General features: G+C 66.0%; 24 protein-coding genes. 16 read left to right on the forward strand and 8 right to left on the reverse strand.

Going from position 1 to position 22047, the window contains the following annotated elements; all coding sequences use genetic code 11:
• Positions 1–11: 11 nt before the first annotated feature.
• Positions 12–776: an SDR family NAD(P)-dependent oxidoreductase gene (locus HD883_RS18640; RefSeq protein ID WP_179582712.1), complete on the forward strand. Its 765-nt coding sequence runs from the start codon at positions 12–14 to the stop codon at positions 774–776.
• 6 nt (positions 777–782) lie between these two features.
• Here the strand turns inward: HD883_RS18640 and HD883_RS18645 are convergent, their stop codons facing one another.
• Both HD883_RS18645 and HD883_RS18650 read right to left on the reverse strand, forming a co-directional pair.
• Entirely contained in the window at positions 783–1058 is a 276-nt protein-coding gene (locus HD883_RS18645) for a hypothetical protein (RefSeq protein ID WP_179582711.1), read from the reverse strand.
• A gap of 191 nt (positions 1059–1249) precedes the next feature.
• Positions 1250–1759, reverse strand: a complete 510-nt coding sequence (locus HD883_RS18650) for a hypothetical protein (protein WP_179582709.1) — start codon at positions 1757–1759, stop codon at positions 1250–1252.
• Positions 1760–1856: 97 nt separating this feature from the next.
• Here HD883_RS18650 and HD883_RS18655 point away from each other — a divergent pair, with 97 nt between their 5' ends.
• The 6 genes from HD883_RS18655 to HD883_RS18680 all read left to right on the forward strand — a co-directional run bounded on the left by HD883_RS18655 (position 1857) and on the right by HD883_RS18680 (position 7497).
• Positions 1857–2864: a LysR family transcriptional regulator gene (locus HD883_RS18655; RefSeq protein ID WP_257022300.1), complete on the forward strand. Its 1008-nt coding sequence runs from the start codon at positions 1857–1859 to the stop codon at positions 2862–2864.
• A gap of 128 nt (positions 2865–2992) precedes the next feature.
• Positions 2993–3562, forward strand: coding sequence for a carboxymuconolactone decarboxylase family protein (locus tag HD883_RS18660; RefSeq protein ID WP_179582705.1), 570 nt, complete (start codon positions 2993–2995; stop codon positions 3560–3562).
• A gap of 13 nt (positions 3563–3575) precedes the next feature.
• Positions 3576–4406: an amidohydrolase family protein gene (locus tag HD883_RS18665; protein ID WP_179582703.1), complete on the forward strand. Its 831-nt coding sequence runs from the start codon at positions 3576–3578 to the stop codon at positions 4404–4406.
• Between the two features lie 152 nt (positions 4407–4558).
• The gene (locus HD883_RS18670; RefSeq protein ID WP_179582700.1) at positions 4559–5542 is read left to right on the forward strand and encodes a Bug family tripartite tricarboxylate transporter substrate binding protein; all 984 of its coding nucleotides are present in this window, start codon (positions 4559–4561) and stop codon (positions 5540–5542) included.
• A 5-nt stretch (positions 5543–5547) separates the two neighbouring features.
• Positions 5548–6444: an alpha/beta fold hydrolase gene (locus tag HD883_RS18675; protein ID WP_218863095.1), complete on the forward strand. Its 897-nt coding sequence runs from the start codon at positions 5548–5550 to the stop codon at positions 6442–6444.
• Positions 6445–6492: 48 nt separating this feature from the next.
• Positions 6493–7497, forward strand: coding sequence for a Bug family tripartite tricarboxylate transporter substrate binding protein (locus HD883_RS18680; RefSeq protein WP_179582698.1), 1005 nt, complete (start codon positions 6493–6495; stop codon positions 7495–7497).
• Between the two features lie 108 nt (positions 7498–7605).
• On the opposite strand, the gene HD883_RS18685 is transcribed toward HD883_RS18680, so the two are convergent.
• Positions 7606–8877: an MFS transporter gene (locus HD883_RS18685; protein ID WP_373563403.1), complete on the reverse strand. Its 1272-nt coding sequence runs from the start codon at positions 8875–8877 to the stop codon at positions 7606–7608.
• A 117-nt stretch (positions 8878–8994) separates the two neighbouring features.
• Here HD883_RS18685 and HD883_RS18690 point away from each other — a divergent pair, with 117 nt between their 5' ends.
• Complete coding sequence (locus HD883_RS18690) at positions 8995–9903, forward strand: LysR family transcriptional regulator (RefSeq protein WP_179582696.1); 909 nt, start codon at positions 8995–8997, stop codon at positions 9901–9903.
• Here the strand turns inward: HD883_RS18690 and HD883_RS18695 are convergent.
• Genes HD883_RS18695 through HD883_RS18710 form a run of 4 tightly spaced genes read right to left on the reverse strand, consistent with a single transcriptional unit; the run spans position 9890 to position 13357 of the window.
• Positions 9890–10681 (reverse strand): enoyl-CoA hydratase-related protein, encoded by a 792-nt coding sequence (locus HD883_RS18695; protein ID WP_179582694.1) that lies wholly within the window; start codon positions 10679–10681, stop codon positions 9890–9892. The two genes, HD883_RS18690 and HD883_RS18695, sit on opposite strands and share 14 nt — an antisense overlap.
• A 4-nt stretch (positions 10682–10685) precedes the next feature.
• Complete coding sequence (locus HD883_RS18700; protein ID WP_257022301.1) at positions 10686–11300, reverse strand: glutathione S-transferase family protein; 615 nt, start codon at positions 11298–11300, stop codon at positions 10686–10688.
• Positions 11301–11312: 12 nt separating this feature from the next.
• Positions 11313–12077 carry an enoyl-CoA hydratase-related protein gene (locus tag HD883_RS18705; protein WP_179582690.1) on the reverse strand — a complete coding sequence of 255 codons (765 nt, stop codon included), beginning with the start codon at positions 12075–12077 and terminating at the stop codon, positions 11313–11315.
• Positions 12078–12127: 50 nt separating this feature from the next.
• Positions 12128–13357, reverse strand: a complete 1230-nt coding sequence (locus HD883_RS18710; protein WP_179582688.1) for a CaiB/BaiF CoA transferase family protein — start codon at positions 13355–13357, stop codon at positions 12128–12130.
• Between the two features lie 272 nt (positions 13358–13629).
• Here HD883_RS18710 and HD883_RS18715 point away from each other — a divergent pair, with 272 nt between their 5' ends.
• From HD883_RS18715 to thpR, 4 genes are all read left to right on the forward strand, one after another.
• Complete coding sequence (locus HD883_RS18715; RefSeq protein ID WP_179582686.1) at positions 13630–14718, forward strand: TauD/TfdA family dioxygenase; 1089 nt, start codon at positions 13630–13632, stop codon at positions 14716–14718.
• Positions 14719–14720: 2 nt separating this feature from the next.
• Entirely contained in the window at positions 14721–15698 is a 978-nt protein-coding gene (locus tag HD883_RS18720) for a tripartite tricarboxylate transporter substrate binding protein (protein ID WP_179582684.1), read from the forward strand.
• Positions 15699–15722: 24 nt separating this feature from the next.
• Positions 15723–16427, forward strand: coding sequence for a GntR family transcriptional regulator (locus tag HD883_RS18725; protein ID WP_179582681.1), 705 nt, complete (start codon positions 15723–15725; stop codon positions 16425–16427).
• 170 nt (positions 16428–16597) lie between these two features.
• Positions 16598–17269, forward strand: a complete 672-nt coding sequence (gene thpR / locus HD883_RS18730) for an RNA 2',3'-cyclic phosphodiesterase (RefSeq protein ID WP_179582679.1) — start codon at positions 16598–16600, stop codon at positions 17267–17269.
• Positions 17270–17366: 97 nt separating this feature from the next.
• Here thpR and HD883_RS18735 read toward each other — a convergent pair whose 3' ends face one another.
• On the reverse strand, positions 17367–18140 hold the full coding sequence (locus tag HD883_RS18735) for an IclR family transcriptional regulator domain-containing protein (protein ID WP_179582677.1): 774 nt from the start codon (positions 18138–18140) through the stop codon (positions 17367–17369).
• Positions 18141–18290: 150 nt separating this feature from the next.
• Between HD883_RS18735 and HD883_RS18740 the strand changes: the two genes are divergently transcribed.
• The 4 genes from HD883_RS18740 to HD883_RS18755 all read left to right on the forward strand — a co-directional run bounded on the left by HD883_RS18740 (position 18291) and on the right by HD883_RS18755 (position 22030).
• On the forward strand, positions 18291–19268 hold the full coding sequence (locus HD883_RS18740; RefSeq protein ID WP_179582675.1) for a Bug family tripartite tricarboxylate transporter substrate binding protein: 978 nt from the start codon (positions 18291–18293) through the stop codon (positions 19266–19268).
• A gap of 100 nt (positions 19269–19368) precedes the next feature.
• Positions 19369–20616, forward strand: a complete 1248-nt coding sequence (locus HD883_RS18745; protein ID WP_179582673.1) for an aromatic ring-hydroxylating oxygenase subunit alpha — start codon at positions 19369–19371, stop codon at positions 20614–20616.
• A gap of 2 nt (positions 20617–20618) precedes the next feature.
• The gene (locus HD883_RS18750) at positions 20619–21089 is read left to right on the forward strand and encodes an aromatic-ring-hydroxylating dioxygenase subunit beta (protein ID WP_179582665.1); all 471 of its coding nucleotides are present in this window, start codon (positions 20619–20621) and stop codon (positions 21087–21089) included.
• Positions 21086–22030 carry a PdxA family dehydrogenase gene (locus HD883_RS18755; protein WP_179582663.1) on the forward strand — a complete coding sequence of 315 codons (945 nt, stop codon included), beginning with the start codon at positions 21086–21088 and terminating at the stop codon, positions 22028–22030. Before HD883_RS18750 ends, HD883_RS18755 begins: the two co-directional genes overlap by 4 nt.
• Positions 22031–22047 lie beyond the last annotated feature (17 nt).

Genomic DNA, 22047 nt, shown 5'->3' on the forward strand with positions numbered 1-22047 from the left:
GGGGTCCGGCAATGAACGACACGACAACACAGGACGGCGCGACGGCACCGGGTCCGGAAGTCGCCTTCGTCACCGGCGCCGCATCCGGCATCGGCCTGGCGACGGCCACGCGGCTGGCGCGTGCCGGCTACCGGGTCGCGCTCGTGGACCTGGACGCGGGCAAGACAGCCGCGGCCGAAGCCGACCTGAAGGCGCTCGGGCTGAACGTGAAGGGCTATGCGCTGAACGTGTGCGACCGCGCGGCCGTCAGCCGCATGATGGACGACGAAGGCCGGGTCGACGTGGTGGTGTGCGCGGCCGGCGTGTACACACCGCGCCTGGTGGACGAGATCACGGAAGACGACTTCCGGCGGACGCTGGACGTCAATGTGATCGGCGTCTTCATTCCCGCGCAGGAAGGCGCACGGCGCATGAAGGCCGGCGGCCGCATCGTGACGGTATCGTCACGGGGTGCGCTGGGGGGCTTCGGGTTTGCGGACTATGTGGCGTCCAAGGCAGGGGTGATTGGTTTGACCCGTGCCATGGCGTTGGAATTGCGGACTCGCAAGATTGCCGTGAACTCGATCGCACCGGGCTTTACCGACACGCCCATGACCCGGACGATGCCGCCCGATCAATACGCCAAGGCCGTGTCGCTGGAGCCCAGCGGCGGCGCTGCGCAGCCCGACGACATTGCGGTGGCGATCGAATTTTTCGCGTCGCCCGCCACCCGCTTCATCACAGGACAGACCCTGTTCGTGGATGGCGGCAAATCGCTGGGCGGGCTGGGGATCTGATCCGCCTTATTGCGCGATGACGATGGCGCTGCGCTCTTCGTGGCTGCCGATGCCGGCAGCCACTTCCACCAGCCTTTCCTTGCCGGTGTAGTAGCGGTCCAGGCGCCAGTCGCTTAGTACTTCGAGCGCGAGTTCGAACGAATCGAGCTTCATTTCATACAACTCGTGCAGCGGAAAATCTTCATTCGATTGCAAGGCGACGGCCAGCTTGGCCAGCGTCTTGGCATCCTGCTTTTCGGGGTGTTCCGAGATGTACTTCCGGGCTTTCTTGATCGCGCGCATGACGGATGTTCCTGTTCGGTTGGACGACGGCGACCCCCGCAAATACCGGTCCCAAAAAGATGAACTTTTCATGACTTGTCATGGAGAGAACCTGCCGTGTCCATTGCCGCGGCAGGCTGCCGCGGCGTGGTACAGCAGAGTATCCCTAACCGTGCAAACGGCCCGTCATCCTTACGGACGATGGTGGCCGATCAGCCTTGCACGACCTCGTATTTGTCGCGCTTCACGCCCAGCAGATTGATGCCTTCGATGCGCAGCAGGCGGGTCGGACCCGAGCGGCTTGGCGCATGCAGATCGCCTTCGTTGTAGACATAGGCCGTCCCCGGCGTGAGCGCATAGTTGCGGATCGCAACGGCCTTGCCGGACTGGCCATCGTGCGCCTTTTCGATGATGCGATAGTCGGTCATGTCGGTGGTGCCCGACGCCTGCCCGTAGATCGCCCAGCTGGGTCCGTGATCGTGCGGCGAACTGCCTTTGGCGTCGTGATAGACATGCGCCAGCACACAGAATTTCAGATCCGGATCTTCGTACAGCAGGTGACGTTCCTTTTCCTGATCGGGGCGGATATTCGTCTCGACAAATTGCGCATCGCCCGCGGCCCTTTCGACCAGTTGCTTCACGACCTCACGGCCGGCCGGGCCCGGATCGTGTTGCAGCGCGGCACGGCAATCGGCAACGAAGGCTTCAAGGGAATAGGACATGGTGCAGCGTCTCCGGTAGGGGGTCAGGCAGAGAAAGGATTATCCCCCTGCCGGGCCGACCCCTACAATGGGCCGGATCACAGAGGCGGAGACACGCTTGCACCCATCCATCAACAAGGCCACGGGCATCCAGCTGGACGTCACGGCGGACCTGCACAAATGGCGCGCCTTCCTGGCCATCGCCGAACTGGGCAGCCTCACGCGCGCCGCGCTGTATCTCGATGTCGACCAGTCGGTACTGAGCCGCCGCATCAACGCGCTTGAACGCGAGTGCGGCGCACGGCTGTTCAACCGGACCGGCCGCGGCGTCGAATTGTCGGAAGTCGGCGCGCGCATCTTTCCCAACGTGAAGCGCCTGCTGTCCGATGCGGAACAACTTGAAGCCGACATCAAGGGCGAGTCGCGCGTACCCACCGGGCAGGTCACCATTGCGTTGATCCCGTCGATCTCGAACCCGTTGATCCACAACCTGTTCGTGCGCATGCGCGAGCGTTTTCCGGGCATCCATCTGAAGGTGCTGGAAGGGTCCAGCGGGCAGGTCGAAGAATGGCTGGCCGATGCCCGCGTCGACATTGCGATCCTGTATCGCTACGGTGCGACCTTGCCCGAAGGCGACCAGGCGCTGGCGATCGTCGACACCTACCTGATCGGCGGCAAGGGCGACCCGGTCACGCGGTCGGCCGAAGTGTCGTTCGACGTATTCGACAAGCTGCCCTTCATTCTGCCCAGCGCGCCCAATGGCCTGCGCAACGCCCTGGACCGCGCCGCCAAAGAACACAAGCTGACGCTGCAGCCGCGCATGGAAGCGGATTCCTTGCCGCTGCAAAAGCTGCTGGTGGCGCAGGACGGCCTGTACACGGTGCTGCCACTGCATGCGGTGTGGAACGAGGTGTCCGAAGGCACCCTGCAAGCCGCGAAGGTGATCGGCCCAGGCATGGCGCGCACCATTTCCATGTCCTTGTCGAAGTCGAAAGGCCCGGCGCGCGCAGTGGCCGAGGTCGCGTCCGCCATCGTGGACATCGTCAACGACATGGGGCGCAGCGGCATGTGGCACAGGCTGGACGATGCCGGTCAACCGCGCGCGGCGGCAACGGCGCAAACCTGAATTGGCGATGGCGACATGGCCGCGGTGGCGGCCGCGCGCTACGCTAAGGACGCGGTCGCCGGCCGCGCCGCCACGGGCACATCGACGCCCGTCCTTCTGACCGCTTTCTTTGGTTCGACTCCCACGCCATGCCTCGTATCACGCTGCCCTCCCCCGACACCATGAACGCCGACCAGCGCGCCGTCTACGACAAGGTCGTGAACGGTCCGCGCGGCAAGATCGAGGGCCCGTTGCGCGCGGCCCTGGTCAATGCCGAACTGGCCGATTGCTGGCAGGCCATGGGTGCCCTGCTGCGCTATCGCACCACGCTGTCGCCGCGCCATTCCGAACTCGCGATCATGGTCACGGGCCGCTATTGCCGCTCGCCCTTCGAATGGTTCGCGCACCGCCCGGCGGCTGAAAAAGCCGGGCTGGAAACCGCGATCATCGAAGACCTGCTGGCGCAGCGCACGCCCGACCTGACGGGCGCGGACCTGGCTGTCTACAGCTACGCAATGGAACTGAACCAGTACCGGTCGGTGTCGGACAAGACCCATGCGGCAGCTGTGGAAGCCTTGGGCGAACGCGGCACGGTTGAACTGACCGCACTGGTGGGCTACTACACCCTGGTCGCCATGACCCTGAACTCGCAGGAAATCCCGTTGCCCGAAGGCGTGGCCCCCGCCTTTGCGCTGCCGCAACACGAGGAACTGAAATGAACCTGGAGCACGTATGACCCTGGATCTTGATGCCGACCTGCGTGCGGGCGGCTGGGACTGCCACACGCATGTGTTCGGTCCGTATGCCCAGTTTCCGCTGGCCGAAGACCGCAGCTACACGCCGCCCGAAGCCACGCAAGACGACTACGTGGCCCATCTGGCCCGGCTGGGACTCAAGCACGGTGTGCTGGTCCACCCCAGTGCATATGGCGAAGACGACAGCCTGCTGCGCAACGCACTGGCCGCGCATCCTGACTGGCGGGGCGTGACTGTCAAGCAGCGTGCGTCGCGCGCCGAACTGGTGGCATTGCGTGACCTGGGGGTGCGCGCTGCGCGCTTCAGCCAGCGCAGCGGTGCCGGCGCCAATTTCGCGGGCAGCGCGTCATTTGCCGACCTGCAGGCCATGGCGCCGGACCTGGCCAACGCCGGCATGCATGCTGAGCTCTGGACCGACTGCATGACGCTGGACACGCTGGCCGACTCGATCGGCAAGCTGCCGATTCCTGTCGTGATCGACCACATGGGCGGCTTCGACGTCAAGGCGGGGATTGATGCGCCGGGCTTTCGCGCCTTGCTGTCGCTGCTGGAAGGCGGCCAGGTGTGGGTCAAGCTGTGCGCCTACCGGAACACGCTGGGTGGCTCGCTGGAACAGGCGCAGCCCTTCCAGGAAGCCATGATGGCGGCCAACCCGGACCGCCTGGTGTGGGGCAGCGACTGGCCCCATCTGCGGGTGGAACCTGCGCCCGACGCAGCCGAGCTGCTGGCCACCTTCCGCCGCTGGGCGGGCAGCGACGAGCGCGTGCGCGCCGTGCTGATCGACAACCCGGCCCGCCTGTACGCCTGACCCCGGACTGGGCCTTCCGCCCGTTCGGCATATCTGCTTTGCTCTCCCGGCGGCTGGCTTGGCGGCCAGCTTCTGCCACCATGACGGAAAACGCGTGACCGCGAGCGTGTCCCCCACGCCCGGCCGCGACACAACATCGTCGGGAGACAGCATTGACCCACACCACACGCCGTACCTTCGTCCTGGGCGCGCTCGCGCTGCCCTTCGCGTCGCTTTCGACCCGCGCCCTGGCGCAGGCAGGCTTCCCGGATCGCCCGTTGCGCATCATCGTGCCCCTGGCGCCGGGCGGGTCGGCCGACGCGGTGTGCCGCCTGCTCAGCAATGGATTGAGCCAGGTCCTGGGACAGACCGTGGTGGTGGAAAACAAGCCGGGTGCCGGCGGCATTACGGGCCTGTCGGAAGTCGCGCGCGCCAAGCCCGACGGCTACACCCTGGGCTACTCGCTGGCGGGCGCACTGACGGTCGCACCGCACATCGCGACCCGCATGCCCTACCAGATGAGCGACCTGACGCCCGTGTCTCAAGTGGTGGCCGTGCCCGAGATCATCGTGGTCAACCCCAAGCTGGGCGTGAACACCCTGCAGGAACTGATCGCCTATGCGCGCGCCAATCCGGGCAAGGTCAACTTCGGGTCGGCCGGCAATGCCACGATCCCGCACCTGGGCGGCGAGCTGTTCAAGCGCACCGCCAAGATCGACATCGTCCACATTCCCTATCGCGGATCCGGCCCGGCATTAAATGACCTGCTGGCCGGCCAGGTGCAGATGATGGTGTCCGACATCACCCTGGTCCGCTCGCACATTGAAGCCGGCCGCCTGATCGGCCTGGCCGTGGCGGGACCGGCCCGGGTATCCGAATTGCCCAAGGTGCCGACCACAGCCGAAGCCGGCGTGCCGGGCATGGTGGTGTCGAACTGGCACGGCATCGTCGGCCCGGCCGGCATGTCGCCCGCCCTGTTGCAGACCCTGCACGGCGCGATCCGCAAGGCGATTGCCATGCCCGAGATCAAGCAGCGCCTGGAAAAGGAAGGCGCGGATGCGGTCGCCAGTTCGTCGGCCGAGTTCGCTACCTTCCTGGCCAAGGAAAGCAGCGTGTGGGGCGGGCTGACCAAGGAACTGGGCATCAAGTGGGATTGATGTCGATGACGTCGATGCAAATTCTGGATGCGGGTGCCGCCGGCGCGATGGCTGATGCGGTAGCCGATGTTGCGGGTTCATCTGCCGTGCATGCCGCGCAGGCTGGCCTTCATTCCCTTTCCGGACATACCGTGACGCATGGCGATGTCCGAATCGCCGTTGCGACCTGCGGCAGTGGCCCGGCCATCGTGCTGCTGCCGTCGCTCGGCCGGGATGTGGAAGACTTCTTTCCGATCGCGCCGTTGCTGGCCGCGCGCGGCTATCGCGTCGTGATGCCCAGCCCGCGCGGCATGGGCGACAGCACCGGCCCGCTGACCGGCATCACCCTGCATGACTTCGCCAACGACATTGCCGCCGTGATCGCGCACGAAGGCTCGCGGCCTGCGCTGGTCGCGGGGCATGCCTTTGGCAACTGGGTCGCGCGCAATACGGCGATCGATCATCCGGACCGGGTCGCAGGCGTGGCTGTGCTGGCGGCGGCGCACAAGGATTTCCCGCGCGAGTTGCGTGCCCATATCGATGGCGCCATGGACGTTAGCCTTGCACGGGATCTGCGGCTGGCCCATCTGCGCGCGGCCTTCTTTTCGGCGGGTGGCGATCCGTCGCCCTGGCTCGACGGCTGGTATCCCGATGTCGCGCGCGCACAGCGCGCCGCGTCGGCCGCCACGCCGGTGGCGGGCTGGTGGACGGCGGGCAGCGTGCCCGTGCTGGACGTGCAGGCTGCCAATGATCCCTTCGCGCCCGCCAGTGGCGCGCATCTGCTGCGTGAAGAACTGGGCGGGGATCGCGTTACGGTGCGCGTGGTGGGGCCGGCGGGTCATGCCTTGCTGCCCGACCAGCCTGCGGCGGTTGCCGAAGCCCTCGCGGACTTTGCCGACAGGATCCTGCCAAAAAATCCCTAGACCGCTAATCAAAAACCTATAACAACTCAATCAGAAAGAGAGACGCCCATGTCCAAGAACCGCCCTTCCCTGCGCCGCCGCAGCCTTGCCGCAAGCCTGCTGGCTATTCCTGTCATCAGTGTGCTGACGTTTGCCGCCGCCCCCGCGCACGCCGCCTATCCGGAACGCGCCGTCCGCCTGATCGTGCCCTTCCCCGCCGGCGGCGCGGCCGACATGATGGCGCGCAGCCTGGCGCAAAAACTGTCGGAACAGCTGGGCCAACAAGTTGTGGTCGACAACCGGGGCGGCGCGGGCGGCACCACCGCGGCCGAAGCGGCCACGGCCGCCAATCCCGACGGCTACACGCTGTTCTTCGGCACCATGGGCACGCAGGCCATCAACCCGGCCCTGTACCCCAAGCTGCGCTACGACCCGGTCAAGGACTTCGAGTACGTCAGCCTGACCCACACCACGCCACGCGTGCTGGTCGTGCACCCCTCGGTCGACGCGAAGACCGTGCAGGAACTGATCGTCCTGGCCAAGAAGAATCCGGGCAAGCTCACCTACGGGTCGGCCGGCAACGGCAGTTCCAGCCACCTGTCGGGCGCCCTGTTCGCGTCGATGGCCGGGGTGGAAATGCTGCACATCCCGTACAAGGGAAGCGCGCCCTTGCTCAACGATTTGATCGCGGGCCGCCTGTCGATGACCTTCGATTCGTATGCGGTGTATGGCGAGCACATCAAGAGCGGCAAGGTCCGCCCGTTGGGCGTGACCAGCATTACCCGCATCACCAGCGCGCCGGATATCCCGACCATTTCGGAATCGGGGCTGAAGGGCTATGACGTGTCGAACTGGCTGGGCCTGCTCGCCCCCAAGGGCACGTCGCCCGACGTCGTCGCGCGCCTGAATACTGCAGTGGTCAAGGCTGCGTCCGACAAGGCCATGCGCGATCACCTGGCCGCCAGCGGCATCGAAACCACGTCCAGCACCCCCGAGGCCTTCAAGGCGCTGGTCGTGAAGGAAATCCCGAAGTGGGCGGAAGTGGTGAAGAAGTCCGGCGCGACAGTGGATTGACGCGGCCGGAGTGATGCGGTGGGAGTGATGCGGTGGGACTGACGCGGCCGGACTGACGCGGTAGAGCGGATGCTCCAGCCCTGACCATTCTGAACTGACGCGGCAGGCTCAACTGCCGTGCTTGGGAAACCCTGCGCGGCCTGCCCACGCCACCAGTACCGCAGCAGCCAGCAGCACCACCAGGACCGGCGCAAAGGCGTCCATGCCGAGCCGGTCCAGCAGCACCCCGCCCAGCAGGCCACCGCCTGCGATCGCCAGATTCCACACCGTCACCAGCATGGACTGTGCGACGTCCGCGGCGTCGCCCGCCGCCTTGGCCAGCGCCGTCTGGAACAGGGTGGCTGCGCCGCCGAACGCCAGTCCCCATGCGCCCACCGCAGCGTAGACCAGCAGCGGCACATCACTTGCCACCCCCAGCGTGCACGCCGCCAGTCCGAACATCCCCGTGCTGACGAGTGTCAGCGTGCGCAGATGACGATCGATCAGTACACCGATGATCCAGATCCCGAGCAGCGACATCATGCCGAACACCAGCAGCACGGTGTCCGTGCGGCCCGGCATGCCCGATGCGGCCAGGAAGGGCGCGATGTAGGTGTAGAGCAGGTTGTGCGCCAGTGCAAAGGCCAGCACCACGAACAGCACGGTGCGGATGCCCGGCAAGCGGAACACGTGACCCAGCGCCAACCGCTTGCCCGAGGCCTGGCCCGCAAAGTCAGGCACCTTGATCCGCACCCAGGCCAGCACGATCAGCGCGAGCACACTCATGATCCCGAAGCCGACGCGCCACCCCAGCATGGCGCCCAGGAAGGCGCCCGCGGGCACGCCCAGCGACAAGGCCAGCGGCGTGCCGACCATGGCAACCGCAATCGCGCGGCCCTTCTGGTGGTCGGGCACCATGCGCGCGGCATAGCCTGCCAGCAGCGCCCACACCAGGCCGGCGGACACCCCGGCCACGAAGCGCGCCGCCATCGTCAGTGCAAAGCTGGTCGAGAACGTCGTGATTGTGTTGGCCACGACAAAGCCCGCCATGGCCGCCATCAGCAAGGGCCGGCGCCGCACGTTCTGTGTCGCCAGCGTCAGCGGCACTGCGGCGAGCAAGGACCCGAGCGCGTAGATCGTGACCGTCTGGCCGACCCAGGCCTCGGACACGGCAAGTCCTGCAGCCATCTGCGGCAGCAGACCTGCCGGCAGGGCTTCGGTCAGGATGGTGATGAAGGCGGCCAGCGCAAGCGCCAGCAGGGACGCGAGCGGCAGGCGGTCGGCGTGATCGGGCGTGCGAGATGCGGGCGTATGTGATGCGGGCGTGCGTGATGCGGGCGATGCCCGCGAGGTGTGTTCTGCAGACACCTCGGAACAGGTCGGGGTAGCGGGTGATGACACGCTGGAACTCCATCTTCAATGATCGTTGCCGCCACGATAGTCAGTGGGCGATTAAAGAAAAAGTGGGGTAGAGTTCCGCGTTGTGCGGACATGCGTGTCCGCAATCGGAGGTGACAGGTGGACAGTCTGAACGGGTTCGTGGTGTTCGTGCAAGTGGCCGATACGCGCAGTTTTGTGGCGGCCGGGCGGCAGCTGGGTGTGTCGGCCTCGGCCGTCGGCAAGAGCGTCGCGCGGCTGGAAGACAAGCTGGGCGTGCGCCTGTTTCACCGCAGCACGCGCAGCATCACCCTGACCGCCGAAGGCCTGCTGTTCCTGGAACGCAGCCGCCGCATCCTGGCCGAGATCGAAGCGGCCGAAATGGAACTGTCAGCGACCACCGCCGCGCCGCGCGGCCGGCTGCGTGTCAGCCTGCCGCTGGTCAGTGAACTGATGCTGCCGATCCTGGCGGACTTCATGCGGCAGTATCCCGACATCGAACTCGACCTGGACTTTACCGATCGGCTCGTGGACGTGATCGAAGAGGGCTTCGATGCGGTGGTGCGCACTGGCGACCCGACCGATTCGCGGCTGTCTGCCCGCCGCCTGGGCGCCTTCCGGCAGGTCATCGTTGCGGCGCCGGATTACCTGGCACGGCGCGGCACGCCGCGCGTCCCTGAAGACCTGCTGGCGCACGACTGCTTGCACTACCGCTACACCCACACGGGCAAGGTCGAGCCTTGGCCGCTGCGCCTGGCTGACGGTGCGCCCAGTCTGGATCTGCCGATCGCGATGGTGTGCAACAACTGCGAGACGCGGGTGTGTTTTGCGGAACGCGGGCTGGGCATTGCCTGCCTGCCCGACTTTGCGGTGCGATCCCATCTTGCCGATGGCCGGCTGGTGGTCGTGCTGCCGGAACACGTGGGCCGCACCGGCGCGTTTCATGTGCTCTGGCCGGCCAGCAAACACCCGTCACCCAAGCTGCGCGCGCTGGTGGACTACCTGAGCGCGCACGTGTTTCCGACGAGTCCGGAGATCACCGCCCCTTGAACTGCGGCTTGCGCTTTTCCATGAAGGCGCGCATGCCTTCCTTCTGATCTTCACTGTCGAACAGGCGTTCGAACGCGCGCCGTTCCAGCGCCAGTCCGGCATCCAGACTCGCATCGCCACCAAAGCGGACCACTTCACGAATCGCCTTGACCGCAAGCGGAGGCGCATCGGCAATCTGCGTTGCCACGGCCAGCGCGCGTTCCAGCGCCTTGCCATCCGCCACCAGATCGCTGACCAGGTTCGCGGCATGAAAGGCCGACGCCGGAATGCGTTCTCCGGTCAACGTCCATAACAAGGTCTTGTACGACCCCGCCGCGCGCAACACGCGCTGCGTGCCGCCCGCGCCCGGCATGATTCCCACGCGGATCTCGGGCTGCCCGAAGCTTGCGCCTTCCGCCGCAATCACGATGTCGCAGGCCAGCGCCAGTTCGCATCCGCCGCCCAAGGCATAGCCTTCGACCGCGGCGATCACCGGCTTGCTCAACCCCTTCAGTACACGGAAGACCTTGTCGGTGTCGAGCAGCACGTGATCCGTCGGCCGCATGTCCGACATCTCGACGATGTCGGTGCCCGCCACGAAGTAGCCGCCCGCGCCGGTCAATACCACGCAGGCCACCTGCGCATCGGCTTCAAAGGCCTGGAAGGCCTCGACCAGTTCCTGCTTCACCTGCAGGTTCAGCGCATTCTTGCGTTCGGGCCGGTCGATGGTGACGATGCCCACCCTGCCCTGCCGCTCGGTGCGCACCAGGCGGGATGCCGATTCCGCTGTCGTCGTCATGGCCTCATTCACCCAGGTCGGGCGACGTGTCGCGGTAGGAATCCCGTGCTTCTACCGTGGCGAACCATGCCGCCAGCTTCGGCGCGCGCGCACGCCATCCAAACGCATCGAAGCGGAAATCCAGGTAGCCCAACGCACACGCGACGGCCACGTGGCCAATGGCAAAAGGCGTTGAAGCCAGTGCCTCGGCCTCGCCATCCAGCAGCGCCAATGCAGCGATCGTCTTGGTTTCGAACGCCGCGATCAGCACGTCGGAACGCGACGCGTCGCTGCGTTCACGTTCATTGCGCCACAGGATTTCGGCATCGAGCATGCCGTCGCCCAGGGCCTGCCAGCGCAGCGCGGGCCACTTGGCGTCGCCCGTCGGAAAGAAGGTGCCGCCCGCCCTGTCGTTCAGGTACTCGCAGATCACCACCGAGTCGAACAAGGTGGACCCGTCATCGAGCACCAGCGTCGGAATCTTGCTGAGCGGGTTGTCGCGCATCAAGGCTTCGTTGGGCTTGAGCATCGCGGCCACGGAACGCACCTTCTCGAAGGTGTCGAGCTGGCCGGTTTCCTGCGCAACGATCATGACCTTGCGCACATACGGCGACTTGGGAGACCAGTGCAGTTTCATCATGGGTCTCCGGAATCAACGGCCCGTGAACACGGGCGCGCGTTTTTCAACCACCGACCGCGTTGCTTCGCGCGCGTCTTCCGTCATCATCAGGCGGGTGCTGTACTGCTGTTCAAGTTCATAGCCTTCATCCACCGGCATGGTCTCGATACGGTTCAGCGCTTCCTTCATCAGCCGCAATCCGATCGGGCTTTTCTTGGCAATGACGCCAGCCAGATCCATCGCGGTCGGCATCAGGCGGCGCGGGGTCACGACCTGCTCGACCATGCCCACCCGATGCGCTTCCCAGGCGCTGATCGGCTCGCCCGTAAAAGCCATCAGGCGCAAGGTGCCCTGCGGCACCAGGCGACCCGTATGCGCGCCGCCGCCACAGCGGCCGACGTTGATCTCGGGCATTGCAAAGGTCGCTTTTTCAGATGCGATACGGATGTCGCTGGCGCCTGCCAGCACGCAGCCCGCGCCCAGCGCCGGACCATTGACGGCCGCGATCACCGGCACCTTGCAATGGCGGATCGCCTTGAAGGTGGCGCGCACGATGCTGGCGCGATGCGGGTCTTCTTCGGGCGTGGCGGCCAGAAATTCCTGCAGGTCCAGACCCGCGCAGAAAGCCTTGGTGCCCTTGGCGGTAAAGACCACCACGTTCACGTCATCCATCGTGCTGATCTCGTCGAACACACGGGTGATTTCGGCGTAGCGCGCCAGCGTCAGCACGTTGACGGGCGGGTAGTCCAGCGTGACGGTGGCAATACGGTTGGCTTTCTCGACGATGATTCCGTCCATGGGGTCTTCCTGTCTCGATGTCGTTATAGGGGGATGAGGGGGGAGTCGGATCAGATCGCGCCCGACGCGCGCAGGGCGGCAATGCCGTCGTCGTCGTAACCCAGGTCGCGCAGGATCTTGTCGGCATGCTGACCCAGCAGCGGCGGCGGCAGATCGTACTGGATCGGCGCATCGCTGAAGCGGATCGGGTTGGCCACCTGCGGCACGTCGCGGCCCGATGGATGCGGCAGATGCATCAGCATGCCGCGGTCGCGCACCTGCGGATCTTCAAAGACTTCGGGCACGGTGTTGATCGGGCCGCAGGGCACGCCCACGCGGTCCAGCGCGGCCGTCAATTCGGCGCGCGAATAGCCCGAGAACGCCTCGTCCAGCATGGCCTTCAGTACACCGATATTCCGTACACGTTGCGCATTGGTGGCAAAGCGTTCGTCGCGCACCCACTCTGACTTGCCCAGCACCTCGCACAGGCGCGCGAACTGGCCGTCGTTGCCGACCACCAGGATCACGTTGCCGTCATTGCAGCGGAACACGTCCTGCGGCTGGATGTTCGGATGGGCATTGCCATTGCGCTGGGGCACCTTGTCGGACACCAGGTAGTTCATGGCCTGGTTGGCCAGGGTCGCGACCTGCACGTCCAGCATGCCGATGTCGATGGTTTCGCCCTGCCCTGTCTGGTCGCGCCGCGCCACCGCAGCCAGCACGGCCACGGCCGTGTACATGCCCGTCATCAGGTCGACGATGGGCACGCCCACCTTCTGAGGACCGCCGCCGGGCTGGCCATCCCGCTCGCCCGTCACGCTCATCAGGCCGCCCATGGCCTGGATCAGGAAATCGTAGGCGGGCTGGTCGCGGCGCGGGCCGGTCTGGCCAAAGCCGGTTACCGAACAATAGATCAGCTTGGGATTGATCGCGCGCAGCGACGCGGCGTCCAGGCCATACCGCGCCAGCGTGCCGGCCTTGAAGTTTTCCAGCACGATGTCGGCGTTGGCCGCCAGTTCGCGCACGACCTTCTGGCCATCCGGGTGATCCAGGCTGACGGTGATCGATTGCTTGCCCCGGTTCACGGCCAGGTAGTAGCCGGCTTCGGCGGTATCGCGGCCGCCGGCATCTTTCAGGAAGGGCGGCCCCCAGGACCGCGTGTCGTCGCCCGCGCCAGGGCGTTCGACCTTGATCACTTCGGCGCCCAGATCGGCAAGCAATTGACCTGCCCACGGCGCGGCAAGGATACGACTCAGATCGAGCACCTTCAGGTGCGATAGTGGCCCACGACCGGCATTCATTCGACGATGTCTCCGGCGGCAGTCGGTGCTGCCGCGATGATTTGGGGGGCGATGGCGCCCGGTTCACTCGAAGTGTGCAATTCGGGGCTGCGGAAAGGCAGCCCGGGGCGGATCAAACCTGCTATGCATAGTCCGGCTGAACCCGCGCAAACCCGCATGGGCGCTGGAAAACCCCAGGATTGACAGATTGTCGACAATCCTAAAAACTGGCCTGAATCACACGCGGGCCGGGGTCATTCCGCCACCGCGTCCCTGTCATCAGGAGACGACCCATGTTGACGACGCAATCCGGCTCGCTGCACGGCGGCCCATCGGCAGGCGCCTTGCACGCAGGCAGTGTGCACATTAACCCAGGCAGCCCGCTGGCCGGCCCGGAAGTCTGGAGCGGCGCCAGCCTGCGCGACCGCACGGACTGGATCACCCACCTTACCCCGGCAGAAATCGCGGAACTGGCCCAGGCCGTCGCCGCGCTCAAGTCGGCCGGCACGCCCGACATGGGTTTTGACGCCAGTGACTTCCGGATTCCCCTGGTGGCAAAACGCCTGGCCGAGGTGCGCGACACCCTGGAAGGCGGCCGCGGCTTTGCCCTGCTGCGTGGCCTGCCGATGGCGGACTATTCCGATGCCGATGCCCGGCTGCTGTTCTGGGGGCTGGCGCAGCACCTGGGCGACCCGCAAGGCCAGGATGGCGCCGGCAATCGCATGCACAGCGTGACCAACACCGGCATGCGCGTCGAACCCGGCAATTCGGTCCGCAGTTTCCAGACCGACGACGAACTGACCTTCCACAACGATGGCGGCGACGCCTTCATGCTGCTCTGCCTGCGGCCCGCCAAATCGGGCGGCATGAGCAAGCTGGTCAGCGTCGCGCATCTGTACAACGAGGTGTTGCGCCGCCGGCCGGACCTGGTCGCAACGCTGCAGGAACCCTTCCACTTCGATACGCGCGGCCAGCACCCCACCGGCCTGAAGATCCAGTCGGTGCCGATCCTGAACTTCCATGAAGGCCGGCTGAGCGCCTTGTACAAGCGCCGCTACCTGCGGCTGGCGCAGGAAAATCCGGACGTGCCGCGCCTGACCCCGGCGCAGCAGGACGCCATCGACCTGATCGAAAGCCTGTGCAACGACCCTGATGTGCAGCTGAACTTCTACATGGAAGCGGGCGACATCCAGATCGCGAACAACTACTCGGTGCTGCACGCCCGCAGCAAGTACGAAGACAGGGAAGACCCGGCGCAGCGGCGGCACTTGCTGCGCGCGTGGCTCACCCTGCCGAACGGACGGCCACTGCCCAAGGTGTTCGGGCTGACGCGGGAATTTTCCCAGTCGTACGTCAGCCGCCATGGCGGCTCTGGAAATTGATCATGCTCAAACGCGCGATGTCGCTGGTGCTTGGCGTGTGCCTGGTTTCGGGCGTGTCCGGGGGTATCGCATATGCCGCCGACGCCTATCCCGATCGGCCCGTGCGCCTGGTCGTGCCCTACACCCCGGGCGGCAACACGGACCTGCTGGCGCGCATCATTGCGCAGAAGCTGGGCGATGCCTGGAAGCAATCCGTGGTGGTCGAAAACCGGGCCGGGGCGGCGGGCACGATCGGCGTGGACCTGGTCGCCAAAGCCAAACCCGACGGCTACACCATCGTGCTCGGCACCTTTGGCAACATCCTGACCGCGCCGGGGCTGTACAAGAACCTGCCCTATGACCCGGTCAAGGACCTGGCCCCGGTCATCCTGCTGGCCGAGCCTGCCACGGCGCTGGTCGTGCATCCGGGCGTGCCCGTCAATTCCGTCAAGGAACTGATCGCGTACGCCAAGGCGAACCCGGGCGCGCTCAACTATGGGTCGTCGGGCAGCGGATCTTCCAACCATCTGTTCGGCGCGTTGTTCGCGTCGATGGCCAACGTGAAGATGACCCACGTGCCCTACAAAGGCAGTGGCCCGGCCGTCAACGATCTGGTGGGCGGCATGATCCAGCTGTCGTTTGCCCCGTTTCCGCTGGTGCTGGAACAGATCAAGGCCGGCAAGTTGAAGGCGCTGGCAGTGACGGGCGCAACGCGGTCGCCCGCCCTGCCCCAGGTGCCCACCGTGGCCGAAGCCGGCCTGACCGGCTACGAGGCGATCGGCTGGTTCGCACTGATGGCGCCAGCGGGTACGCCGCGCTCGATTTTGAGCAAGCTCAATACTGAAGTCGACCGCATCCTCAAGACGCCCGAAGTGCGCGCCAGTCTCGCGGCCGAAGGCGCCGATCCGGTCGGCGGCAGCATCGACGATGCGGCCCGATCCATTTCCGAAGGTGTGCGCAAATGGGGCACACTGGTGCAGCAACTCGACATCACGCTCTGATCACGCGAACCCGGATCTCTCGCCATGGCCACGCTGCGCTCTGCCCTGCCGACGCCCGTCTCGACCCAATCGCTGGTCGAGCAGATTGCCTCACGCCTGGCGGACGACATCGTGACGGGGGTGTACCTGCCGGGTGAACGACTCAAGGAACAGGACATTGCCGCGCGCTTCGGCACCAGCCGCGCGCCCTTGCGTGAAGCCTTCCGCCTGCTCGAGCGCGATGGCCTGATCCGCATGATGCCGTGGCGCGGCGTCTGCGTGTCCGACTACACGCGCGATGAAGTACGCGAACTGTTCGAGATCCGTGCCGACCTGCTCGCCATGTGCGTGCAACGCATCGTTGCCAAGGGCGACCCGGCGCAACTCGAAGCGGTTCGCGCCGCCATCGATGGCCTGTCGGCCTTGACCGAAGCCGGCGGCGACGAACGCGACTACAAGCAGGCCACGGCCGCACTGAGCGCGATGCTGTCCGACATGACCGGCAACCGGTATCTGCACGGTCTGGTGACCGACTTCCGGCAACGCCTGCTCTGGTATTACTGCTTTCTTGGCCAGTCGACGATCGAGCGGCGGCGCGAGTCCAATCGCCTGTGGGGCGACATGGTGGCTGCCATGGAACGCCAGGATGCGTGGGGCGCTGCCGCCGCCGCGCAACGCGTGACCATGGCCACCGCCGCCTTTGCCTTGCAGCTTGCGGATGCGCGAGCGGCCCAACACGCCCTGGCCTGACCATGATCGCAACGACTTTCCGACAGGGCCCGACGGCCGACGCCGATCGTGTGCACGATCTTTCCGTACCCGATCAACCGGCGTCCGATCCACCGGTGTCCGATCAACGGCCGTCCGATCCACCTGTGACCGATCGACCTCCGACCGATCCACCCGCGACCGATCGATCCGTGTCCGATCAGTCCCTGTCTGATCAATCCGCGCATCAACCGTCCGTTTCGCACCAGCCCGAGCCTGGACAGGCCGCCACACCGGCGTGGCACCGCTGCTTCCTGGCGCTTGCCCCCGACCTGCCGACCCGGACCACCTTGGCTGCGTACCGCACGCCGCCCCGGGCGCAGGCCACGCTGTTCGACGACCTGCATCTGACCTTGGCGTTCCTGGGCGGCCTGACCCAGCAGCAGGCGGAACATTTGGCCGGCGCCCTGCCCGGCCTGGCCGCACCCGCCATCGACCTGGCCGCCCTGCCCTTCGACGGGCTTGAACGCTGGCCCGAAGGCGATGCCCCGCGCGTGCTGGTCGCCACCTATCGGGTGCCGCCGCTGCTTGCCGGATTGGTTGAGGATGTCCAGCAACTGGTGTCGAGCGCCGGCCTGCCGGTCGACCCGCGGCCATTTCGCGCGCACATTACGCTGGCCAGGTATCGGCGCCGCGCCACGGTCACGATCGATGTCGCGGGCGTTCCGACCCAGGTGTCCGATCCCCCGCTCGGGCCCCCGCCCGCCTGCCGGCTGCCCCCCGCACGGTTCACGCATCTGGCCCTGTACACCCGATCGGAAGCGCCAGGCGGGCCGCGGTATCGCGTGCTGGCGCACGTGCCCTTGAAAGCGGGATTGGCGTGACCGCGTCGGCCTTACCGCGTCGCCGTGACATCGTGGGCCCTCACCGCCTCGACCTGACCGCGTTGGCCCTCACCGCGTCAGCCCTGACCGCGGCCCGCTACAGCATCGCCGTCAGCATCCGCCGGCCGCGCTGCACTTCGGGCAGCAAGGTATCGATCATGGCCGCCAACGTGAAGCGCGACGTGGATGCGACGATGCTCATCGCCGCCACCGTGCGTCCATGCATGTCGTGCACCGGCACGGCGATCGACCGCAAACCCAGTTCCAGTTCCTCGTCGCTCACGGCGTAGCCATCCCGCCGCACGTCATCCAGCAAGGCCAGCAACTCGGGCACGTCGATGCGCGTGCGTGGTGTCAGCGGCCGGCGCGCCATCCGCAGCAAGATGCGCTCGGCCTCGTCCGGCGCCAGCGCGGCCAGCAGCACCCTGCCCGTGGCGGCGCTGTGCACCGGCAGGCGTGATCCCATTCCCAAGCCATGCGACAGGCTGCGCCGCGTCGCGGCCCGCGCCACGAACACCACATTCGCCCCATCGAGCACGGCGAGCGAACTCGATTCCTGCGTGCGCTCGCTGATGGCTTCAATTACCGGCTGCACCAGCTTCGGCAAGGGGCTGGACGTGACATACGCATGGCCCAGACGCAGCACGCGTGGCGCCAGCCGGAAGGTCTTGCCATCGGATTCAACATAGCCCAGCCGTTGCAGCGTCAACAAGGAACGCCGTGTCGTGGCGCGCGGATGGCCGGTAATTTCTGCCGCTTCGCTCAGCGTCAACGGGCCGTTGCGGATGCCAAACGCTTCGATCACCGCCAGACCCTTTTCCAGGCCCGCGACATATTCCTTGTCTTCCTTGCTGCGGACTTCCTCAACCATCGTGCACCCCGCCATTTGTTCGTTTTGCGAACATAGTAGCCGGATTCGTTGACCCTGCAGATATGACGAACTAGTGTTCGCTTTGCGACAAGCTGTTCGACAAAACAAGATGCGGCGCCGGTGGCGCTGCACGAATCTGAGGACACCCGGATGAGACACCCCCTGCTGACCGCCTGTTCGGCGGCCCTTGCCTGTACGTTCGCCGTTGCCGCGCCAATGGCCGGCGCCGCGGACTTTCCCACCAAACCGATCCGCATCGTCGTGCCGTATTCGGCCGGTGGCACCGCAGACGTGCTGCCGCGGATCATTGGCGAAAAGTTGACCGCCATGTGGGGCCAGCCGGTCATCATCGACAACCGTCCGGGGGCAGGGGGCAATATCGGCGCCGACATGGTGGCCAAGGCCGCGCCCGACGGCTACACGCTGATGGCCACGCCGCCCGCGCCGCTTGCGATTAACCGCTATCTGTACAAGAGCCTGCCGTTCGAACCCGAAGCGTTCGTGCCGGTGACCATCCTGGCCAAGGTGCCCAACGTGCTGGCGGTACAGAACAACCTGCCGCCCAAGTCCGCCACCGAATTCCTGAACTACGCGCGCAGCCGCAACGGCCAGGTCACGGTCGCGACGCAAGGCAACGGCACCACGTCGCACCTGACCGGCGCCATGGTCGCGAACCAGGCCCGCGCCGGTTTCGTGTTCGTGCCCTACAAGGGCACCGCGCCCGCCCTGGCCGACCTGATGGGCGGACAGGTCGATGCGTTCTTCGACAACATCAGCTCGGCGTACCGCCAGCACGAAGCCGGCAAGGTCCGCATCCTGGCCGTGACCAGCAACACGCGCAGCCCCTTGCTGCCGAAGGTGCCGACGCTGGCCGAATCCGGCTTGCCGGGCTTCGACGTCAGCACGTGGTTTGGCGTGGTCGCACCCGCAGGCACGCCCACTGAGGTCGTCCAGAAACTCAATGCCGGCATCGTCGAGGTCCTGAAGATGGCCGACGTGCAGCAGAAATTCATCGAGCAGGGCGCGCAGGTGGTGGGGGATACGCCCAAGCAGATGGGCGAGTTCCTGGATGCCGAACGCATCAAGTGGAAGAAGGCGATCGCCACCGCCGACGTCTCGATCAACTGACGTACCCATCCACTGACGCAACCATCCACTGACGCATCCATCCACTGACGCAACCCTCCACCGGCCTTCTGCCCGACCGACTCTACACAAAGGACCGCGCATGAGCGATATCCATCCCCTTCAGGACGCCCGCCAATGGGCGCCCGGCCTGACCCGCGTGCCGTACTGGCTGTACCGCGACGAACCTGTCTACCGCACCGAGCAGCAGCGCGTGTTCCAGGGCCCGACCTGGAACTACCTGTGCCTGGAAGCCGAGATCCCGGAGCCCGGTGATTACCGAACGACATTCGTCGGTGACATGCCCGTGATCGTGGTGCGCGATGAAGAAGGCGAACTGCAGGCTTTCGAAAATCGCTGCGCGCACCGCGGCGCATTGATCGCGCTCAAGGAAGGCGGCAAGGCGCAGGACTTCAGCTGCGTCTATCACGCATGGCGTTACGACCTGCAGGGCAACCTGAAGGGTGTCGCGTTTGAAAACGGCGTGAACGGGAAGGGCGGCATGCCGCCGGACTTCTGCAAGGAAGACCACGGGCCGCGCAAGCTGCGCACGGCCAGCATGTCGGGCATCGTGTTCGGCAGCCTGCATGAAGACGTGCCCGACATCGAGGAATACCTGGGTGAAGAGATCGTCGAACGGATCGAGCGCGTGATGTGCAAGCCGGTCGAAGTCATTGGCCGCTTCAAGCAGACGATTCCGAACAACTGGAAGCTGTACATGGAAAACGTCAAGGACTCGTACCACGCGAGTCTGCTGCACGTGTTCTTCACGACCTTCAATATCAACCGGCTGTCGCAGAAGGGCGGGGTGATCGTGAGCGACAACGGCGCGCATCACGTCAGCTATTCCAAGGTGTCGCACCAGCCGCAGGCCAGCACCGAGTACAGCGCGGAAAAGCTGCGGTCCGACAAGGAAGATTACGCGCTGGCGGACCCGACCATGCTCGACGGCTGTGACGAGTTCGGCGATGGCATCACGCTGCAGATCCTCTCGGTGTTCCCGGGCTTTGTGCTGGCGCAGATCCAGAACACGCTGGCGATCCGCCAAGTGCTGCCGACCGGCATCGACAAGACGGTGCTGAACTGGACCTATCTGGGATTCAAGGACGATACGCCCGAGTTGCGGCGCATGCGGCTCAAGCAATCGAACCTGACGGGTCCGGCAGGCTTTGTGTCGATGGAAGACGGGGCGGTGGGCGGCTTCGTGCAGCGCGGCATTGCCGGCGCCGTGGATGGCGAAGAAGCCATTCTGGAGATGGGTGGCGCGGGCATCGAAACCCAGGAAAACCGCACGACCGAAGCGTCGGTACGGGGCTTCTGGAATGCCTACCGCGACTACATGGAGATCTGAACATGGCCGACTTTTCCAGTGAACGCCTGAGCACGCTCAATGCTGAGTATGTTCGATGCATCGACAACGACGCGGTCGAGCAGTGGCCCGACTTTTTTGTGGAACGCTGCCTGTATGTCGTGAACACCGCCGACAACTACGCGCAGGGCATGCAGGCCGGGGTGATCTACGCCGACAGCCGCGCCATGCTGCACGATCGCGTGTCGGCCCTGCGTGACGCCAACATCTACGAGCAGCATCGCTACCGGCACATTGTCGGCACGCCGCTGGTGCTGGAACGCGCGGAAGAGGGCGTGCAGGCCGAAACGCCGTTCGTGGTCGTGCGCATCATGCGCGACGGGCAGACCGATGTGTTCGCCAGCGGCCGCTACGTGGACCACATCGTGGACGAAGCCGGCGCGCTCAAGTTCGCGCAGCGCATTGCCGTCTGCGACAGCAACAACATCGACACGCTGCTGGCGATCCCGCTATGACGGCCGGCGCGCGCAAACGGATCGCGATCGCGCTGGGCGACGCCAACGGCATCGGTCCGGAAATCGCCGTCAAGGCGGCCCTGGCCTTGCGCGATGAACCCGTCGACGTGGTGCTGGTGGGTGACGCCTACGTGCTGCAAGCCCAGCTGGACCGCATGGGGGAGGGCGCCGATGCCGTCACCATTGCGGACGTGCCCGCCTTGCCGCGCGATGCCTTCCTGCCGGGCCAGGTGCGTGCCGAAGCGGGCGCGGCCACCGTGGCCTATGTGCGTGCGGCGGTCGAGATGGCGCAGCGGGGCGAGGTGGACGCCGTGGTCGGCTGCCCGCATTCGGAAACGTCCATCCACCAGGCCGGCATTTCGTTTTCGGGCTATCCGGGACTGATCGCCGAGCTGACCGGCACCGCGTCCGACCAGGTGTTCCTGCTGCTGGTCTGCCCGGAACTGAAGATTGGCCATGTCACGCTGCACGAACCGCTGACCACGGCATTGGCGCGGCTGACTCCCGACCTGGTCGTGGATGCGGCCGTGGCCGTGGCCGACGCCATGGGCGCGCTGGGTATTCGGAATCCGCGCATCGGCGTCTTCGGCATCAACCCGCATGCGGGCGAAGACGGCTTGTTCGGCACCGAAGACGAGACCATTACCAAACCCGCTGTGGCGCGACTGCGCGAGCGCGGCCTGCAGGTGGATGGCCCCATTGGCGCCGACCTGCTGCTGTCGCAGCGCAAGCACGATGTTTACCTCGCGATGTATCACGACCAGGGCCACATCCCGGTCAAGCTGCTCAGCCCCCTGCAGTCAAGCGCGCTGTCGGTCGGCGGCGGCGTTTTCTTCAGCAGCGTGGGCCACGGCTGCGCCTTCGACATTGCCGGACGCGGCGTGGCCGATGCCACCGCCACGATCCGCACCGTGCGATCGCTGGCCGGCCTGCGCGGCTGAGCGGCGTCCGCACGGCC

The organism is Pigmentiphaga litoralis, from assembly GCF_013408655.1.
Classification (GTDB): Bacteria; Pseudomonadota; Gammaproteobacteria; order Burkholderiales; family Burkholderiaceae_B; genus Pigmentiphaga; species Pigmentiphaga litoralis_A.

Excerpts from the sequence above, each read along its gene's own strand:
- HD883_RS18640 (WP_179582712.1), top strand. The coding sequence starts at position 12 with ATGAACGACACGACAACACAGGACGGCGCGACGGCACCGGGTCCGGAA.
- HD883_RS18645 (WP_179582711.1), bottom strand. The coding sequence starts at position 1,058 with ATGCGCGCGATCAAGAAAGCCCGGAAGTACATCTCGGAACACCCCGAA.
- HD883_RS18650 (WP_179582709.1), bottom strand. The coding sequence starts at position 1,759 with ATGTCCTATTCCCTTGAAGCCTTCGTTGCCGATTGCCGTGCCGCGCTG.
- HD883_RS18660 (WP_179582705.1), top strand. The coding sequence starts at position 2,993 with ATGCCTCGTATCACGCTGCCCTCCCCCGACACCATGAACGCCGACCAG.
- HD883_RS18665 (WP_179582703.1), top strand. The coding sequence starts at position 3,576 with ATGACCCTGGATCTTGATGCCGACCTGCGTGCGGGCGGCTGGGACTGC.
- HD883_RS18675 (WP_218863095.1), top strand. The coding sequence starts at position 5,548 with ATGACGTCGATGCAAATTCTGGATGCGGGTGCCGCCGGCGCGATGGCT.
- HD883_RS18680 (WP_179582698.1), top strand. The coding sequence starts at position 6,493 with ATGTCCAAGAACCGCCCTTCCCTGCGCCGCCGCAGCCTTGCCGCAAGC.
- HD883_RS18695 (WP_179582694.1), bottom strand. The coding sequence starts at position 10,681 with ATGACGACGACAGCGGAATCGGCATCCCGCCTGGTGCGCACCGAGCGG.
- HD883_RS18700 (WP_257022301.1), bottom strand. The coding sequence starts at position 11,300 with ATGATGAAACTGCACTGGTCTCCCAAGTCGCCGTATGTGCGCAAGGTC.
- HD883_RS18705 (WP_179582690.1), bottom strand. The coding sequence starts at position 12,077 with ATGGACGGAATCATCGTCGAGAAAGCCAACCGTATTGCCACCGTCACG.
- HD883_RS18710 (WP_179582688.1), bottom strand. The coding sequence starts at position 13,357 with ATGAATGCCGGTCGTGGGCCACTATCGCACCTGAAGGTGCTCGATCTG.
- HD883_RS18715 (WP_179582686.1), top strand. The coding sequence starts at position 13,630 with ATGTTGACGACGCAATCCGGCTCGCTGCACGGCGGCCCATCGGCAGGC.
- HD883_RS18720 (WP_179582684.1), top strand. The coding sequence starts at position 14,721 with ATGCTCAAACGCGCGATGTCGCTGGTGCTTGGCGTGTGCCTGGTTTCG.
- HD883_RS18725 (WP_179582681.1), top strand. The coding sequence starts at position 15,723 with ATGGCCACGCTGCGCTCTGCCCTGCCGACGCCCGTCTCGACCCAATCG.
- HD883_RS18735 (WP_179582677.1), bottom strand. The coding sequence starts at position 18,140 with ATGGTTGAGGAAGTCCGCAGCAAGGAAGACAAGGAATATGTCGCGGGC.
- HD883_RS18740 (WP_179582675.1), top strand. The coding sequence starts at position 18,291 with ATGAGACACCCCCTGCTGACCGCCTGTTCGGCGGCCCTTGCCTGTACG.
- HD883_RS18745 (WP_179582673.1), top strand. The coding sequence starts at position 19,369 with ATGAGCGATATCCATCCCCTTCAGGACGCCCGCCAATGGGCGCCCGGC.
- HD883_RS18750 (WP_179582665.1), top strand. The coding sequence starts at position 20,619 with ATGGCCGACTTTTCCAGTGAACGCCTGAGCACGCTCAATGCTGAGTAT.
- HD883_RS18755 (WP_179582663.1), top strand. The coding sequence starts at position 21,086 with ATGACGGCCGGCGCGCGCAAACGGATCGCGATCGCGCTGGGCGACGCC.